The organism is Streptomyces sp. NBC_01006 (assembly GCF_045162725.1).
Classification (GTDB): Bacteria; Actinomycetota; Actinomycetes; order Streptomycetales; family Streptomycetaceae; genus Streptomyces.
Genome location: NZ_CP108700.1, coordinates 760,158 through 775,068 on the forward strand (window position 1 = coordinate 760,158; position 14,911 = coordinate 775,068).

At 72.9% G+C, this 14,911-nt stretch carries 13 protein-coding genes and 1 pseudogene; 4 read left to right on the top strand and 10 right to left on the bottom strand.

Annotation, left to right across the window (positions count from 1 at the left end; genetic code table 11):
* Nucleotides 1-113: 113 nt before the first annotated feature.
* From OG509_RS03405 to OG509_RS03415, 3 genes are all read right to left on the bottom strand, one after another.
* Complete coding sequence (locus tag OG509_RS03405; protein WP_406179976.1) at nt 114-491, bottom strand: hypothetical protein; 378 nt, start codon at nt 489-491, stop codon at nt 114-116.
* A gap of 163 nt (nt 492-654) precedes the next feature.
* The gene (locus OG509_RS03410; RefSeq protein WP_406179978.1) at nt 655-1,098 is read right to left on the bottom strand and encodes a transglycosylase SLT domain-containing protein; all 444 of its coding nucleotides are present in this window, start codon (nt 1,096-1,098) and stop codon (nt 655-657) included.
* A 345-nt stretch (nt 1,099-1,443) separates the two neighbouring features.
* Nucleotides 1,444-1,716: a hypothetical protein gene (locus OG509_RS03415; RefSeq protein WP_406179980.1), complete on the bottom strand. Its 273-nt coding sequence runs from the start codon at nt 1,714-1,716 to the stop codon at nt 1,444-1,446.
* Between the two features lie 305 nt (nt 1,717-2,021).
* On the opposite strand from OG509_RS03415, the gene OG509_RS03420 reads away from it, so the two are divergent.
* From OG509_RS03420 to OG509_RS03430, 3 genes and pseudogenes are all read left to right on the top strand, one after another.
* The gene (locus tag OG509_RS03420) at nt 2,022-2,606 is read left to right on the top strand and encodes a hypothetical protein (protein WP_406179982.1); all 585 of its coding nucleotides are present in this window, start codon (nt 2,022-2,024) and stop codon (nt 2,604-2,606) included.
* Between the two features lie 158 nt (nt 2,607-2,764).
* Complete coding sequence (locus tag OG509_RS03425) at nt 2,765-4,306, top strand: FAD-dependent monooxygenase (protein WP_406179984.1); 1,542 nt, start codon at nt 2,765-2,767, stop codon at nt 4,304-4,306.
* A gap of 150 nt (nt 4,307-4,456) precedes the next feature.
* Nucleotides 4,457-5,044, top strand: a pseudogene (locus OG509_RS03430) (phosphatase PAP2 family protein); the annotation flags it as partial.
* Between the two features lie 42 nt (nt 5,045-5,086).
* Here the strand turns inward: OG509_RS03430 and OG509_RS03435 are convergent.
* From OG509_RS03435 to OG509_RS03450, 4 genes are all read right to left on the bottom strand, one after another.
* Nucleotides 5,087-5,800, bottom strand: coding sequence for a response regulator (locus OG509_RS03435; protein WP_406179986.1), 714 nt, complete (start codon nt 5,798-5,800; stop codon nt 5,087-5,089).
* On the bottom strand, nt 5,797-6,540 hold the full coding sequence (locus OG509_RS03440; protein WP_406179987.1) for an ATP-binding protein: 744 nt from the start codon (nt 6,538-6,540) through the stop codon (nt 5,797-5,799). The genes OG509_RS03435 and OG509_RS03440 overlap by 4 nt, the downstream gene beginning before the upstream one ends.
* Complete coding sequence (locus OG509_RS03445; RefSeq protein ID WP_406179989.1) at nt 6,501-6,902, bottom strand: hypothetical protein; 402 nt, start codon at nt 6,900-6,902, stop codon at nt 6,501-6,503. Before OG509_RS03445 ends, OG509_RS03440 begins: the two co-directional genes overlap by 40 nt.
* An 85-nt stretch (nt 6,903-6,987) precedes the next feature.
* Nucleotides 6,988-8,538: a hypothetical protein gene (locus tag OG509_RS03450; protein WP_406179990.1), complete on the bottom strand. Its 1,551-nt coding sequence runs from the start codon at nt 8,536-8,538 to the stop codon at nt 6,988-6,990.
* A gap of 166 nt (nt 8,539-8,704) precedes the next feature.
* Here OG509_RS03450 and OG509_RS03455 point away from each other — a divergent pair, with 166 nt between their 5' ends.
* Entirely contained in the window at nt 8,705-10,189 is a 1,485-nt protein-coding gene (locus tag OG509_RS03455) for a hypothetical protein (protein WP_406179991.1), read from the top strand.
* Here OG509_RS03455 and OG509_RS03460 read toward each other — a convergent pair.
* The 3 genes from OG509_RS03460 to OG509_RS03470 all read right to left on the bottom strand — a co-directional run bounded on the left by OG509_RS03460 (nt 10,186) and on the right by OG509_RS03470 (nt 14,884).
* Nucleotides 10,186-12,303 carry a PIG-L family deacetylase gene (locus OG509_RS03460; protein ID WP_406179993.1) on the bottom strand — a complete coding sequence of 706 codons (2,118 nt, stop codon included), beginning with the start codon at nt 12,301-12,303 and terminating at the stop codon, nt 10,186-10,188. The two genes, OG509_RS03455 and OG509_RS03460, sit on opposite strands and share 4 nt — an antisense overlap.
* Nucleotides 12,304-12,522: 219 nt before the next feature.
* Complete coding sequence (locus OG509_RS03465) at nt 12,523-14,364, bottom strand: serine/threonine-protein kinase (protein WP_406179995.1); 1,842 nt, start codon at nt 14,362-14,364, stop codon at nt 12,523-12,525.
* 277 nt (nt 14,365-14,641) lie between these two features.
* Nucleotides 14,642-14,884 (bottom strand): hypothetical protein, encoded by a 243-nt coding sequence (locus tag OG509_RS03470; RefSeq protein WP_406179997.1) that lies wholly within the window; start codon nt 14,882-14,884, stop codon nt 14,642-14,644.
* Between the last annotated feature and the right edge of the window lie 27 nt (nt 14,885-14,911).

Genomic DNA, 14,911 nt, shown 5'->3' on the forward strand with positions numbered 1-14,911 from the left:
CGGGGTCTGTTCCGAATTCTTCTCGGATTCCACTCGCGGGAACCACGGATCGAAACTTTGCGCCAGTGGTCAGGAGCCGGTGCTGCCGGGGCACGGTGGCGACGGCCGCGGCCTCAGCCGCGCGCGGCGACCGCCTCATCGAGGAAGGTCCAGCCGTCGACCTTCACGTCCCGCCTCTCCCCCGGGTCCCATCCGCGGGCCAGTGCGGTGTCGAGCAGGAACCGCACCGTGCCCGGTTCGTGCAGGTTCAGGGCGCCGACGCCGACGGCCCCCACCTCCCCCGACCCGGTGGTGAAACCCGAGACGTACCGGCCGGGGCCCTCGTCGAAGACGAAGCGCAGCAGGCCGCCGGTGCCCGACGGATGAGTGTGCAGGGTGAGGGTTTTGCGGCAGCCGCGGTTCTCCGGCACGTGGTGACCGTGGCAGACCGTCCATATGTAGGCGCGCCCGTCGGCGACGAGCCGGCGGGGCTTCTTCGAAGAGCGGGGCACGCGGCCGAGCGTACGCGGCTCGGCGGGACGACCCCGAGTGGTCTTCTCCTCGTCGACGCGCCACTCCTCGGAGTCGAGGTCTGCAGCCGCACACGCGAAAGCGCCCGGCCGGGATGTCCCGGCCGGGCGTTTTCGTGTGTCTGCCGTGCTGTCCGCTGGTGGCTTAGTACCAGTGGTGGGTCTGCCAGAAGTTCCAGGCGCCGACGGGGCTGCCGTAGCGGGAGTTCATGTAGTCCAGGCCCCACTTGATCTGGGTGGCGGGGTTGGTCTTCCAGTCGGCGCCGGCGGAGGCCATCTTCGAGGCGGGGAGGGCCTGGACCAGGCCGTAGGCGCCGGAGGAGGCGTTGGTGGCGGTGTGGTTCCAGCCGCTCTCGCGGGAAACGATGTTGTTGAACGCCGCGAACTGTGCCGGGTCCTTGATCATCTGCTGGGCGATCGCCTTGGCGCTCGTGGGGGCCGCCTGGGCGGGGACCGTGGCGAGCATGGAGCCGGCGACGCCCAGGGCGACGATGGAGCCGGCGAGGGTCTTCTTGGAGGCGGCGATGCGGCGGATGACGGAGTTCGACACGGATGAACCTTCCACAGGGGACAAGGGCGGTCGCCGCATGCCGAAGGCATGCGTGAGCCACTCACGCGGTGGAGAGGGGTTCGTCGGCGGCGGGTAAGTACCCGTGCCGCCTGGCGACTCATCCAGTTCTACCGACGCCCCGACCCCCTGGCAACGGCCCGTCCTACTAGCGGCCCTCGCAGTGCGGGGCCCCCGACCCCCGGTGGGGTCGGAGGCGATCCGTGCAGGTGGGAGCTCACGCGACAGCAGCGGTAGCGGGGCGGCAGGAGCTACTATCCCGGTTCGTATGTGACGTGGGCCCTATGGGGCGGCTCACCCCAGGGGCACCCGAATCTCACTGAATGTCATCGTTCATACCCGATTGCGGCGGCGTGCGGTGTGGGTCTAACGGGGTTCGTGGGCGGCCAGCCGGCAGGCGCCGTTCGCAGCGCCGCCCGGCACTCCGGCCGCGGTCAGCCCGCTCACACAGCCCTGGAGGTCGCCGCTCACGCCGAGGTGGCACGCCGTCGTGACGGCGTCGGTGGCGCCGGCACCGGCCTGGGTGGCCATGTTCGTGCAGGCCGGAATGTCCGCCTGGGCGGAGGGGGCGGCGAGTGTGCCGCCGAGCGTGAGGGTCAGGCCGGCGAGGACACCGGCGATGCGGGTCGACGTACGCATGGGTCGCACCTGATTTCCGGGTTGGTCACGCGGCCCGGCTCCTGCGGTGCCCGAGCCGTGTGGGAACGGCGCCGAGCGGCGCTCGGCGGGGCTTCCCCTCCAGCGTGCACGGACAGGACCGGCCCGCGCCTCCCGGAGGCGACGCGCTCCCCCTACCGCCTACCGCCCCTTACGTCGAGTAACGATTGCCGGCGTAGCCGTGGCCCGCGGCCATCCGTGCGGGCGCAGGACCCGTACGGCATGGCGGCCCGGGGCCGCGGCGCTCCGCGGGCCATGCTGGTGCCTCCCGCCTGCAGGAGAGGCCTGTGAGTGATCCCAGCCCCCGACTGACCACGAGCCGGGCGCCCGCCGCAGCCGGCGACGGCATTCCCGCTCCCGGGGTCATCGGCATCGGACTCGCCGCGGTGCTGACGTTCGCGCTCGCCCAGGGCTCGTGGCAGTGGTTCGCCACGTTCATCGGGGTGACGCTGCTCGCGGTGATGCTCGCCTTCCAGCGACGGGCGGAGTGGACGCCGGAATTCCGATCGCCGTACATGCGCGGCCTGGTCGCGTACGCGCTGGTCGTCGGCCTGTGCGTGGCGGTCGCGCTCGCCCCCCTCCTGCAGCGCCGGGCCTGGCTGTTCCCGATGCCGGGCACGCGCAGCGAGTGCGTGTTGCGGGGCAGGTACGAGGCCCTCCAGGTGGAGGCCGCGCTGGGGAACCTGGCCGGCAGTGACGGCGCGGCCCTGGCGTTCGTACAGCAGGACGAGGCCCGCAAGGCCGTGGCCGAGTGCCTGGCGGCCACGACGACCTTGTGGCTTCCCCTGTACGGGGTGGGGGTGGCGGTGCTGGTCGGAGCGGGTGCGTGGTTCCGCGACCGGGCCCGGGCCCGGTCGGGCCTGTCCGGCTAGGGGCTGTCCGGCTCCGCGGTACCCGGCCTTGAGGGTGGCGGAGCCGTGGTGTCGGTGGCCTGTCGGGGGCTGTCGGTCCGATGTCGGTGGGGGCTGGCACCTTTCGAAGGGTCCCGCCGGTGCCCAGCCGGCTGTGAATTGAAGGAAGAGGATCTCTCGTGCATGACGTGGTGATCGTGGGAGCCGGCCCGGTCGGTCTGTCCCTCGCCTGCGAGCTCGGCCTCGCGGGCTGTTCCGTACTGGTGCTGGAGCGGGAGCCGGGGCCCCACTCCCCGTTACGGGTGGCCCCGCTCGGGATGCGCGGCCTGTCCGCCGCTTCGGCCGAGGCGTTCTACCGCCGCGGGATGCTGCAACCGCTGCTGACGGCGTCGGGCGCCGACGACGGTTCCGGAGGGAACCCCGACGCGGACGAGCCCTCGCCCCCTCGTCGCGGTGGTCACTTCGCCGGCATGATGCTCGATCCGGCCAAGATCGACGTCGCCGCCCTACCGTTCCGGCTTCCCACCCCGGCGCCGGAGCTCCTGATGACGGACCTCGAAGCGGTCGAGACGGTGTTGTCCGAGCAGGCGTCCAAGCTCGGCGTGGAGGTCAAGCGCGGCGTCACGGTCTCGGCCATCTCCCAGAACGGTGAGGGCGCCGTCGTCGCGCAAGCCGGCGGGGACACGTACGAGGCGCGCTGGCTCGTCGGCTGCGACGGCGGACGCAGTACGGTGCGCCGGCTCGCGGGCTTCGACTTCGTCGGCACCGAACCGCAGTTCACCGGCTACGTCATGCACGCCGCCATCGCCGGCTGGGAGAAGCTGCGCCCCTGGTTCAACCTGACGCCGAAGGGCTTGTACATACGGATGCCCACGGAAGGGCACATCGGCATGATGGACTTCGACGGCGGCGCGTTCGACCGCTCGCAGCAGCCGACTCGCGACCATCTCCAGGCGGTCCTGCGCCGTGTTTCCGGCACCGACGTCACGTTGAACGACGTCCACATCGCATCGACCTTCACCGATCGGGCGATGCAGACGACGACCTACCGGCAAGGACGCGTCCTGCTCGCGGGCGACGCCGCTCACATCCACTCCCCCCTTGGCGGGCAGGGGCTCAACACCGGCATCGGCGACGCCGTGAACCTGGGGTGGAAGCTCGCGGCGACCGTGCACGGGCAGGCGCCGGATGGACTTCTCGACACGTACACCCGCGAGCGCCATCCGATCGCCGCAGGGGTGCTCGACTGGTCGCGCGCCCAGGTGGCGGCCATGAAACCGGAGCCGCATGCCCAGGCGATCCAGACAGTGGTCCGCGATCTGATCGGGACCCGCGACGGAGCGACCTACATGTTCGAGAGGCTGTCGGGATCGTGGATCCACTACGACGTCGGCAGCGAGCATCCGCTGGCCGGCCGCAGCGCCCCGGACTTTCTTCTTGAGGACGGGACTCGCCTCGGCGACCTGATGCAGGACGGGCGAGGCGTCGCACTCGATTTCAGCATCGACCGGTGCCTGCAGGGTTCGGCGACGGGCTGGGAGAGCCGGATACGGTACGCGGCCGGGCCGGCGAGGAACGACCTCGGACTGGGTGCCGTGCTCGTCCGGCCCGACGGCATCGTCGCCTGGGCAAGTGACCGGCGCCCTGATCGTGAAGCGTTCGAGCGGGCCGCGGGCCTTTGGTTCGGTACTCCTCACACGGCCGACACCGTCCTCGCGTAGGACCTCGCTGCCGACCCGGGACGGATAGCACCGGGTTCTGGTACGGGCAACCCTGACGAACGGCGGGGGGCGGACCCGCCGTTCGGCCGGGGCGGTGGGGCGCCCCGGATTCCTAGCGTCGGCGGCATGGACAACGAGATACGACCGGGTATGGCACGCGCGGCGGCCCTGACGCCGACCGCCGCCGGAGTCGCGGGCGCGCTGGGCCTGTTGTGGCTCGCGCCGGACGGGCCGGTGCCCGAGGGCGGGGCTTCGGTCCGCGGATACCGTGCGGTGACCGGGTGGGTGGCGGACGGGCCGCGGTGGACGGGTGCGCTGCTGGAGACCGCCACGGAGGGCACGCTCGTCCTCCTCGGGCTGCTGCTGGCCGCGGTGGGGTGGCGCGCTCTGCGGCGGCGGGACGCCGACGGCATCGCGGGCACCGTGCTGGTCGGGCTGGGGACGGTGGCCGCGTACGTCCTGAGCGAGGCCGTCAAATCGGTCGTCGACGAGGAGCGACCGTGCCGCGCCGTACGCGACGCGGTGGCGGTGTGCCCGGAGCCGGGCGACTGGTCGTTCCCGAGCAACCACGCGACGCTCGCCGTGGCGCTCGCCGTCGGTGTGGCCGTGTTGCGGCCCGCCCTCGCGGCGGCGGCGCTGCCGCTGGGTGTGGTGGCGGCGCTGCTGCGGGTGGCGGTCGGGGTGCACTACCCGCACGACGTACTGGCGGGAGCGGTGCTGGGCACCACCGTGGTGGCGGGCGTCCTGGTCGGCGTACGGCCGTGGGGGACGCTCGCGGTGTCAGGGCTGGTCGCGGCGCGGGGTGGCGGGGGTGGCCGACGTCGCCGGGGTGGCCGGGACTATGCCCGCCTCGTGCGCCACGACGGCGGCCGCGGCCCGGTTCTGCACGCCCAGCCGGGCCAGGATCGAACTGACGTGGGCCTTCACCGTCCCCTCCGCCAGGTGCAGCCGACGGGCGATGCGGGCGTTGGACAACCCGCCCCCGAGAAAGGCCAGTACGTCACGCTCCCGGACGGTCAGCGCCTCGACCCGGGCGCGGGCGGCGCTGCGGCGGTCCGCCCCGGGGCCGGCCGCGCCGGCCGCGAGGTGGGCGACGACGCGGGCCGCGACCCTCGGTGAGAGGTAGGCGGCACCGTCGGCGACCGCGTGCACGCCCGCGATCAGCTCCTCGGGCTCGCCGGACTTGACGAGGAAGCCGGCGGCTCCGCCGCCTAGGGCGCGCAGGATGTAGTCGTCCTCGCCGAAGGTGGTCAGCATGAGCACGCCGGTCTCGGGGGTGGTACGGCGGATCTCCGCCAGGGCCTCGATGCCGCCGAGGCCGGGCATGCGGATGTCGAGTACGGCGACATCGGGGCGGTGCCGCAGGGCGAGTTCGACGGCCTCGCGGCCGCCGCCGGCCTCCGCGACCACGCTGATCGCCGGGTCGGTGGACAGCACGGCGCGTACGCCGGCCCGGACCATCGGCTCGTCGTCGGCGATGAGGATGCGGATCACAGGGCGGCCCTTCCGGTGAAGTGGTCGGCGGAGGCCAGGCGGCCGTCCAGGAAGCAGAGCCGGTAGACGTCACCGGACAGGTCGTCGAACGGGTCGGCGGTGGCCACGTAGTGCTCGCAGGCGGCCCCGGGCGGGAAGGGGGTGGGGCGGGCCGGACGGGCCGTCGTCTGCCGGTCGGGGAGGACGGGGGCGATGTCCTCGCGGAGCTGTCCCACGCGCAGGCGGGCGAAGTCCTCGGCCGACAGCATGGATTGACGGGCCGTCAGTACATCCCCAGCGCGCAGACCGACGAACAGCAGCGCGGCGGTGACCATCGGCACGAGTACGGCGGCCACCGCGGTCCGCCCGAGCCCCTTGCGCGCGCGGCGCCGCTCCGGGTCCTGCGACCCGGCCGGGCGGGCTTCCTCCGCTCGGGTGGCGGTGGGGCCGTCGGCTCGCGGAACGCCGGCGGACGGGCGGTACGGAAGGCGGGCTCGGACGGTGAAGCCTCCGTCCCGCGGGCCCGCGGCGAAGCTGCCGCCGGCCAGCCGCACCCGCTCGTCGAGCCCCACCAGACCGGACCCGGAACCGGAACCGGTCGCGCCGGGGCCGGTGCGGGAGCCAGAGGGCGGGCCGTTGGTCACCTCGACCTCCGCGACGAACATCCCGTACCGGACCGTCACCGTCGCCGCTGCGCCCGGCGCGTGCTTGACGCTGTTGGTCAGCGCCTCCTGCACGACCCGGCACACGGCCCGTTCCACGGCCCGAGGGAGGTCGTCCGGCGGCGATCCGTCGGTCTGCAGTCGTACGTCGAGCCCGGCGGCGGCCGCCCGCCGGACCAGGTCACCGAAATGCTCCGGATCGGCGAGATGGTCGGGCTCGGCGGCAGCGACGCAATCGCCGGGGCCGGCACGACCGCCACCACGGCCACCGCCGCAACGACCACCGCGACCAGAGCGAGCGCGGTGCCCCGCGTCCGGCCGGGCCGCGAGCCCGCCTGGAAGGCACACACCGCGGTCGGCAGCGCCCACCACAGGCTGATCGGGGTCAGCGCGGCCGCTACCGCCGCGCCCGCGAGCAGCACGTGCGCCGGCATCCGGAAGTCCATGATCATTCGCCTCACGGACCCGACATTACGCAACGCCCGCCGAGCCCGGATCTGCCGAAAGTCTCATCCTCCGGGCCGCCGTCGTCGGCGCGGTTCGCCCTCAGAGGCGGTGGATCCGGGTGATGCCGTACCACTTCGAGAGACAGCCGGCGACCCAGTCCCGCTCGTAGTCGGAGGTGAAGAAGGGCTCGGCCAGGCTCCCGATGTACAGGGGCCGGTACCCGAGGTCGGTGGCGCCCCGCGCCGCCCCGCTCCGGATACGTGAGTTCTGGGCGTCCCAGGCCACCGCGCGGGTGACCGTGACAGTGGTGAGCTGCTGGACGTTCGGGACGAGCGCGGCCAGCGCCGCCAGCGTCAGGCCGCCCGCCGCCACGACGGCGGCCGACACCACCACCGGGGCGTTCCGCCGGCGGGCCAGGGTCCGGCCGGCCCACTCCCCCAGCAGGGCTCCGTAGACGCACAGCGCCAGTTCCATCGGTACGAGGTAGTTCGTCCACGTACGGGCGTACGTCCACCCGCTCGGGCCGTAACCGCTGCGCAGGCCCAGCACCACCGCGAACGACCCGAGCACCACCACCGGTACGGGGAGCAGCAGCACGGCGACGAGCATCGGCCGCGATACGGCCCGGCGCCTTCTCCGCGCCGCGGGCGCGGGTGTACGGAGCCCGGTCCCCAGGCCGAGGAGGACGCCGATGGCGGCGGCTCCCAGGTAGGCCCACTGGCCCGTGACGGAGTCCCACATGTGCAGCCAGTCCCGGAAGGTCTCGCCGAGCTCGCCCGGGGAGAGCATCGACTCCCGGTCCGGCTGCTGGGCGCGGCGCCACCGGGCGCCGGGGGACGTGTAGAGCACGATCAGCCCGCAGAGGAGTCCGGCGCACCAGAGCACGCACCAGGTGAACGTGTGCCAGGTCCGCGCCAGCCCCAGCCGGGGCAGGGCCAGCAGGCCGGCGCCGACCGCGAGCAGACCGCTGACGAGGGCGAACGGCTCGCTCAGGGTTCCGAGCACGAACGCGATGAGGAACGCGGCGGCGAAGCCGCCTGCGCGTATGCCGGCCCGGGGCTGGCGCACGGTCCGGATGGCCAGCAGGAGCGCCCACACTCCGATGACGCTGGGAGTGGTGTGGGAAATGGTGGCCGGAGCCCACAGCAGTACCTGATAGCTGCGGGTGCCGGCGTAATAGACCAGCGCCTGGACGGCCAGCGAGCAGGCGGTCAGGGTCATCACCGTCATCACCCGCGGTCTCGCGCCGAGGAGCCGGACGAACTCGCACCCGAGCAGGACGAGGCCGACCGTGAAGGTGACGACGATGACGGTGGGCAGGATCTTGATCCCGGTCAGCCCGTCGCCGTAGATGATGCCGCTCAGGAAGGCGTTGGCGATCCGTCCGTTCTGGGTCGTGTAGAAGTCGGACGTGATGCCGAGGACTCCCAGGTCACGGGACTTCCAGGCGGCGCACCAGTCGTCCGACGTGGGCCGTACGTAGAGCCCGAGAAAGCACCCGACGGCGATCAGGGCTCCGGCCGCCGCCACAAGGGTCGTGCCCGCGCCGAGCAGGAGGCTGCGGATGAACGGGCAGTGGCCGCTCCCCCGGCTCGCGCCCACCCGCTCGCGCTCGCCGTCGCCCTCGCCCTCGCTCGACGCAGTAGTCATTCACCAATCCTTCGCAGGGGCCGGTCACACCAATGTGCACGGTGCGTCGTCCACCGGCATCCGGGGTCACCCGGGCGGCGGGCGTGTCGTGGCGGGCTCCGCACACCTCGTCCACGATGAGAACTCCGGGCGCCGCACGCGCGGAAGCCGGACGGAGGGAGTGGCGATGCCTGCTGCCCGGCTCGTGCGCTGGGCGGCCGTCACGACGGCGGTCGCGTGCATCGCCCTTCCCGTGTGCACCGCAGGATCCGCCGGCGGGCGGCACGCCGACGCACGACGGCCGGTGTTCCTCGTCAGGCCCCTGGGCCACCAGAGTCTCGGCGACGCCGAGGGCAGATACGCGCCCCTGTCGGTGCTCGCCGCCCCCACCGTCGGCCTCCTCTCCAACACGGCCGCCACCGAGGGCATCACACCGGCCACCGCCAAGGGTGCGTGGTACATGGGACGGAGCAACGTACTGCGACTGCCGTCCGGCCGGTGGAAGTACGTCCCCGTCGGCCGGACGGCGTCGGCCTTGGTGGCGGCCGGCGATCCGGCGGCCCGGCAGCAGATCGCGCAGAGCGGCGCCTGGCTGGCTGCCGGCCGGGTCCCCGGCAGCTCGCCCGCACAGCGCGCGGCGGCCGAGCGGGCCCTGCTGACCATGCGCGCCCTGCTCCGGCCGAACGGCGCCATGGCGGCGGGCTGGACTCCCGGCTGGATGTACTCCTGGCCCCGCGACTCCAGCTTCGCCTGCGCCGCGTTCGCGCACACCGGCCACGAGGCCGAGGCGTACCGGATCCTCCGCTACAGCGCCGCGACCCAGCGCAAGGACGGCACCTGGGACGCACGGACGAGACTCGACGGTTTCGGGCCGCCGGACGGCAGGCGGTGGCAGCTCGACGCCAACGGCTGGGTCCCCTGGGCCGCTTGGCAGTGGTACCAGAAGGCCCCGCGGACCACCCGCGACGCTCGGCTGGCCGGCCTCTACCCGATGATCCGGAAGGCGGCCGACCACGCGGCGGCCTCCCTGGGGGCGGACGGGCTGCCTCCGGCCTCCCCGGACTACTGGGAGCTGACGACGACCACGACGAACATCGGTACGGCCGCGCCCCTGCTCGCGGGGCTCAACGCCTCCGCGGACCTCGCCGGGGAGCTGAACCGGCCGGCCGACGCGGCACGCTGGGCCGCTGCCGCCAAGCGGCTCTCCTCCGGGATAGCCAAGAAGTTCGCTCCCCTGGGGTACCAGCGCACCGTCGACGGGCAGCACGGGCAGGACAGCGCGGCGGCCTTCATGGCGCCGCCCTTCAACACGGCTCCGGCCGACCTGCCCCGGGCACTCGACACCACGTACAAGGCCCTGCTCCTGCCGAACGGGGGTCTCACCCCCGGAAACGATCCGACGGCGCCATGGGGTGGGAACGCCTGGACGCCCAGCACCTCGTTCTTCGCGCTCGCGTGGGCCGGTACGGGGAGGACGGCGAAGGCGAGGCAGGTGCTGGACTGGGTCCTCTCCAAGCGGAACTCGCTCGGAGAGCTGCCCGAGAAGGTGAACCGTGCGGGCAAGCCGTCATCGGTGGCACCTCTGGCATGGACGGGCTCGATCGCCGTCCTCACCCTGGTGGCACTCGACGACAAGGGTCTCCCCACGCCGCCCCTGCGGTTCTCGTCCTAGCGGCCGGGGGCGGCCTGCGCGACCAGAGGGGGCTGGACCGCCCTGTGCCACGGGGAGGGGGTCCGGTCGCCGGGCGGCTCGGACCGGGCCGGGGGAACCGTCGTGACGATGTGCAGGTCGGCGTCCAGGCCGAGGGCCGCCGCGACGGCCGTGCCGGCCCGGTCGGCCACGCCCGCCGGTGCGCCCGTGTACAGCATCTGGGACTCCTGCCAGGACTGCGGACCGTACGCGCCGCCCGCCACGCCGACCGTGCCCGAGCCCGTACGGCCCGCGAGCAGCGGACCCGCGATACCCACGCCGCCGTAGCCGCCCGGACCGCCGGCCTCGGCGACCGGGGAGAACTGCGGCGCGGGCCCGCCCGCGGTCGCCAGGCTCGTACCGACGGTGCCCGTGCCGGGCCGGCGGAAGAACAGGCGGACCCCGTCGCCCTCGGGTCGCGCCGAGAGCACGCCCGTGGTCTGCGGCAGTCCGGTCGCGAAGGCGCCGGTCAAGGGGGCGCCCGGCGTCGGCTGGACCCAGGCCAGTACGGAGCCGGTCGTCGCCGCGTACACGTATTGCCGCCCCGCCCCGTCGGTCGCGGTGACCGGATCGCCCAGGAGGCCGGCGCCGCCGAGATCCTGCCAGGGCCCGAAGGCGCCGTCCGGGGCCGTTTGGGTCCGGGCGCGCAGGGTGCGGCGGGAATCGCGTACGTACACCGTCATCCGGCCCGCCGGATCCACGGCGACGGACGGTGCGCTGATCGCCGAGGTGCCGGACCTGTCCGCGGTGTCCGGGGTTCCCAGTGACTGCCAGGGGCCGAATACCCCGTCGCCGTCGCCCCCGCCCTGGACGGCGTACACGATGTCCCGGCCGTAGTCCTGAGGTGTCGTACCGAGGGTGGTGCGGGTGGCGAAGACCGCGATCCGGCCGTCCGGGAGCCGGACCGCGCTCGCCCCGGCGTCGATGCCGGCACCGGGAAGGAAGCGAGGACCCTGCCAGGGGGCCTTCGGGCCGCTGCGCGACCAGTACGCCATCCGGCCGTCCAGCGCGGCGAAGGCCCACAGCCGTCCGGAGGGGCCCTCGGTCATCCAGGAGGTGCCGTCGCCACGGCTGTAGCGGATGGTCTGGTTCCATCCGGCGCCGGTGGGCCTGGTCGCGGTCTTGCGGTCGCCGCAGCCGGCGGGGCTGCCGCACCAGTCCTGGTGGTCCATCCACGCGTAGGTCTTGAGGTAGCCGAGCTTCTCTTCGGCGGTCTGCGGGTCGAGCGTCGGCGGCAGCGAGCTGTTCGGGTAGCTCACGTAGTTCTGGACGGAGAAGTGCGGCCGGTCCGTGGTCTGCGCGTAGCGTTCCGCGGCGGCCTGGACGAAGCGGGCTCCGTACATGTGGTCCTGGTGGTCGAGGAAGACGCCGCTCCCCGACTTGCCGGGGGTCGGGTCCTGCGTCCGTATCGTGGTCGGCTTGTACAGCGCGAACACGTCCGCGATGGCGGCTACGGCCTGGTCTTTCGTGTACGAGAACGGCTGCTCGACCGGCGTCCCGGAGGTCAGCTGGGCGCCGAGGGCGGGTATTCGGCCGTCCCACAGGCCGCGCAGGCTGTCCGGATTGTCCCCCGAGATGCTGCGGGCCTCGCGGAGCTGCATCCACACCAGGTTGACCTCGGGCCTGGCGACGAGGACGTCCACCTCGGCGCTGCCTCCGCCGGTCGTGGGTACGGACTTCCGCTGCCAGGTGCTGGTGCGGTCGCCGGTGGCCATCTGGGCGTAGGCACCCCGGATGCCGTTCTGCCGGGCCTCCGCGTAGGCGGCGCGGTCGGCGGGGCCCGCGGCGTCGTCCAGGTGCGGGCTGTGGGCCTCGTTCCTGCCGTCGGACTCGCCGGAGGTCAGGTAGACGGTCGTGACCTTGATGCCCGTCGATATGGAGCGGCTCAGGTCGGGGTTCATGAAGAAGAGGTCGTCGTCGGGGTGTGCGACGACCTGGAGGGCGGAGCCCTCGGTCACGCTCGGCCTGACGACGGCCGGGGCGGCCGCCTGCGGCGGCTCGCTCCCGTACCCGTAGGCCCAGGTCGTGACGCCGGCCACAGCGACGGAGACCGCCGCGATCAGTGCCGCGAGGCGGGTGCGGCTGGCCAGGGACATGTACGGCGCCTTGAGGATCGGTCCGGTCCGGGAATCCGACGGGGAGGTCGGTCGGTGTCCCGATGGCTCCATTGCTTCCGGAGACGACCGGGGCCGATTATGCCCCGCACGTTTGCGACTGACACACCATCAAAAGGCATATGATAGTAACTGAGTCAAATGACGGAAGTCTGCGATTTGCCCATTTTGGGGACTATCGCACCATTCCTCCCCAGCTCCTCAGCTCCCCTTCTTCGGCTCCTCGGCGTTGCGCCAGACCGTGAGATCGAGCGTGATGTAGCTGCTCGGATCCTTCGCGCCCGACCTGCCCCGGTACGTCGCCACCGCGATGTGGCCCGCGTCACTGAGCACGCAGATCTCCGACCCGTCCGTGAGCTGATCGAGGCCGATCTTCTCGGTGTAGCGGGTTTCGGCGCGGCAGGTCTCCAACGAACCCTTCTGAGAGTTGTTCAGCACGACCAGCTTGCCGTTGTCCGTCCCGACCTTCGTGTCCCCGAAGAGGGTGTCGATGTAGAAGTAGAAGTCTCCGTGGTTGTACAACACGCCGGCGTTGCCGCCGGAGACGGGGCGCGGCGGGTTGTCGGCCAGCATGAGCTGGTAGTTGGCCGTCAGGTTGATGCCCTGGTAGGAGGCGGGGGTGGGGTCGGCGCGCTTGCCGCCCTTGCCCTGGGAGCTGCCGCTGGGGGCCGCGCTGCTCGTACTTCCGCCGGCGGAAGACGTGCCGCCCTTGGCCTTGTCGCCGGAGTTGTCCGGCAGCAGGGAACCGAGGACCGCGAGGCCGATCACCGCCGCCACGACGACCCCGGCGATGATCAGCCCCTTCGGCTTGCGCTGCGGGGCGGGGGGCGGGTACCCGGGGTGGTGGGAGGGCGACGGAGCGGGGTAGCCCGGCACGTATCCGGGCGGCGGCGTCTGGTAGCCGGGCTGGGCCGGGTAGCCGGGCGGCGGTGTCTGATACCCGGGCGGCACGCCCGGAGCGGCGGGACCGGCCGGTGCGTGGGCCGGAGCGGCGGGGGCGCTCTGCGTCGGCGCGGCGGCCACGCCGAGACCGGCCGGCGTGGCCGGGGGCGCACCCTGCGCCGGAGGCTGCGGGGAGACTTCGGTCGGCGTCGGGGCCGGGGCGGCGGCGGGCTGCGGCGGCGGGGTCTTCGCCGGTTCGGGCAGCCGGAGGCGCTCGGTGATGGAACCGGCGACCGCCTGGGGCAGCCAGTCCTCGCCCTGGCGGAGCGGGGCGGGGGAAAGGTCGTGGCACATCTGGATGACCTCGGCCAGGGTGGGCCGGTCCGCCGGGTCACGGCTGAGGCACCGCGTCACCAGGGGCCGCAGCTCCTCCGGCAGCGTGCTGAGGTCGGGGTCCTCGTGCACGATGCGGTACAGCACGGCGTGCGAGGAGCCCTCGCCGTAGGCGGGCGCACCGATCGCCGCGTACGCCACGATCTGGCCGAGCGCGAAGATGTCGGTGCCGGCGGTGACCGTACCGGCGGAGGCCTGCTCGGGCGCCATGAACGCGGGCGTGCCGACGCTGACTCCGCTGCCGGTCAGGGAAGTGGCGTCCGCCGCGCGGGCGATACCGAAGTCGATCACGCGGGGGCCGTCGGCGGCGAGGAGTACGTTCGCGGGCTTCAGGTCACGGTGGACGATGCCCGCGCCGTGGATGACGTGCAGCGCCTCGGCGACTCCGACGGCCAGCAGCAGCACACTGCGCAGCGGCAGCCGCCCGTACTGGGCCACGGCGTGCGCGAGGGAGGGACCCGGTACGTAGGCCGTGGCCAGCCAGGGCTGGGTGCCCTCGGTGTCGAAGTCGATGACGGGCGCGGTGTAGAGGCCCTGCACCCGCTGCGCCGCCCGCACTTCCTGCTGGAAGCGCCGCCGGAACTCGGGGTCTTCGCTGAACTCGGGCCGGATCACCTTGAGGGCGATGGGCCGCCCGCCCGGCGTGTAGGAGAGGTACACCTTGCCCATGCCGCCCGCGCCCAGCACTGCGGTCAGGCGGTATCCGCCGACCGCGGCCGGGTCGTCGGGCCTGAGCGGCTGGAATAGGTCGGTAGAAGGTGCACTCATGAGAATTCCATCCCCTGTCACGGCAGTTCAGCCCGCTGAAGCCCCGAAGCCAACCGAGAGGGTACCCAACTCCGTGGCTCGCCGCGGCTCGCCCCCACCGCCGGCCACCGTACTCGCGCCCGGGTGAGGGGCCTCAACGGATCGCGTGGAAGTTCCGCACCGGTGTGTCCACGGGACCTCAGCCGAGCTGCTCGGCCGGTGTGGCGATGAGGAGTTGCCCATCCGCCCCCGGACGGGCCCGTCAGTCCATCGGGTCCGCGCAGCGAGCGCTGTCGGGTCAGTCCCCGCCGCCGCCACCGCAAGACGAGCCGCCACCGCCGCAGGACCAACCGCCACCGCAGGCGTGACCGCCGCCGTCGCCTCCGCCGCTGGACCGTCCTCGCGTCGACCCGCCACCTCTGTTTCCCCGCAGCGCCGCGATGAGCACCACGATGAGGCCGATCCCCAGGATCACCAGGTATCCCATGTCCTGCTCCCCGTTGCCGTCCGTTCCGATCCGTACGAGGAGGATGCCCGGCATGATCGGCGCGACAAGCGCCTTTTGAGG

Coding starts and splice junctions, on each gene's coding strand:
- OG509_RS03410 (WP_406179978.1), bottom strand. CDS start 1,098: ATGCGGCGACCGCCCTTGTCCCCTGTGGAAGGTTCATCCGTGTCGAAC.
- OG509_RS03415 (WP_406179980.1), bottom strand. CDS start 1,716: ATGCGTACGTCGACCCGCATCGCCGGTGTCCTCGCCGGCCTGACCCTC.
- OG509_RS03450 (WP_406179990.1), bottom strand. CDS start 8,538: ATGACTACTGCGTCGAGCGAGGGCGAGGGCGACGGCGAGCGCGAGCGG.
- OG509_RS03455 (WP_406179991.1), top strand. CDS start 8,705: ATGCCTGCTGCCCGGCTCGTGCGCTGGGCGGCCGTCACGACGGCGGTC.
- OG509_RS03460 (WP_406179993.1), bottom strand. CDS start 12,303: ATGTCCCTGGCCAGCCGCACCCGCCTCGCGGCACTGATCGCGGCGGTC.
- OG509_RS03465 (WP_406179995.1), bottom strand. CDS start 14,364: ATGAGTGCACCTTCTACCGACCTATTCCAGCCGCTCAGGCCCGACGAC.
- OG509_RS03470 (WP_406179997.1), bottom strand. CDS start 14,884: ATGCCGGGCATCCTCCTCGTACGGATCGGAACGGACGGCAACGGGGAG.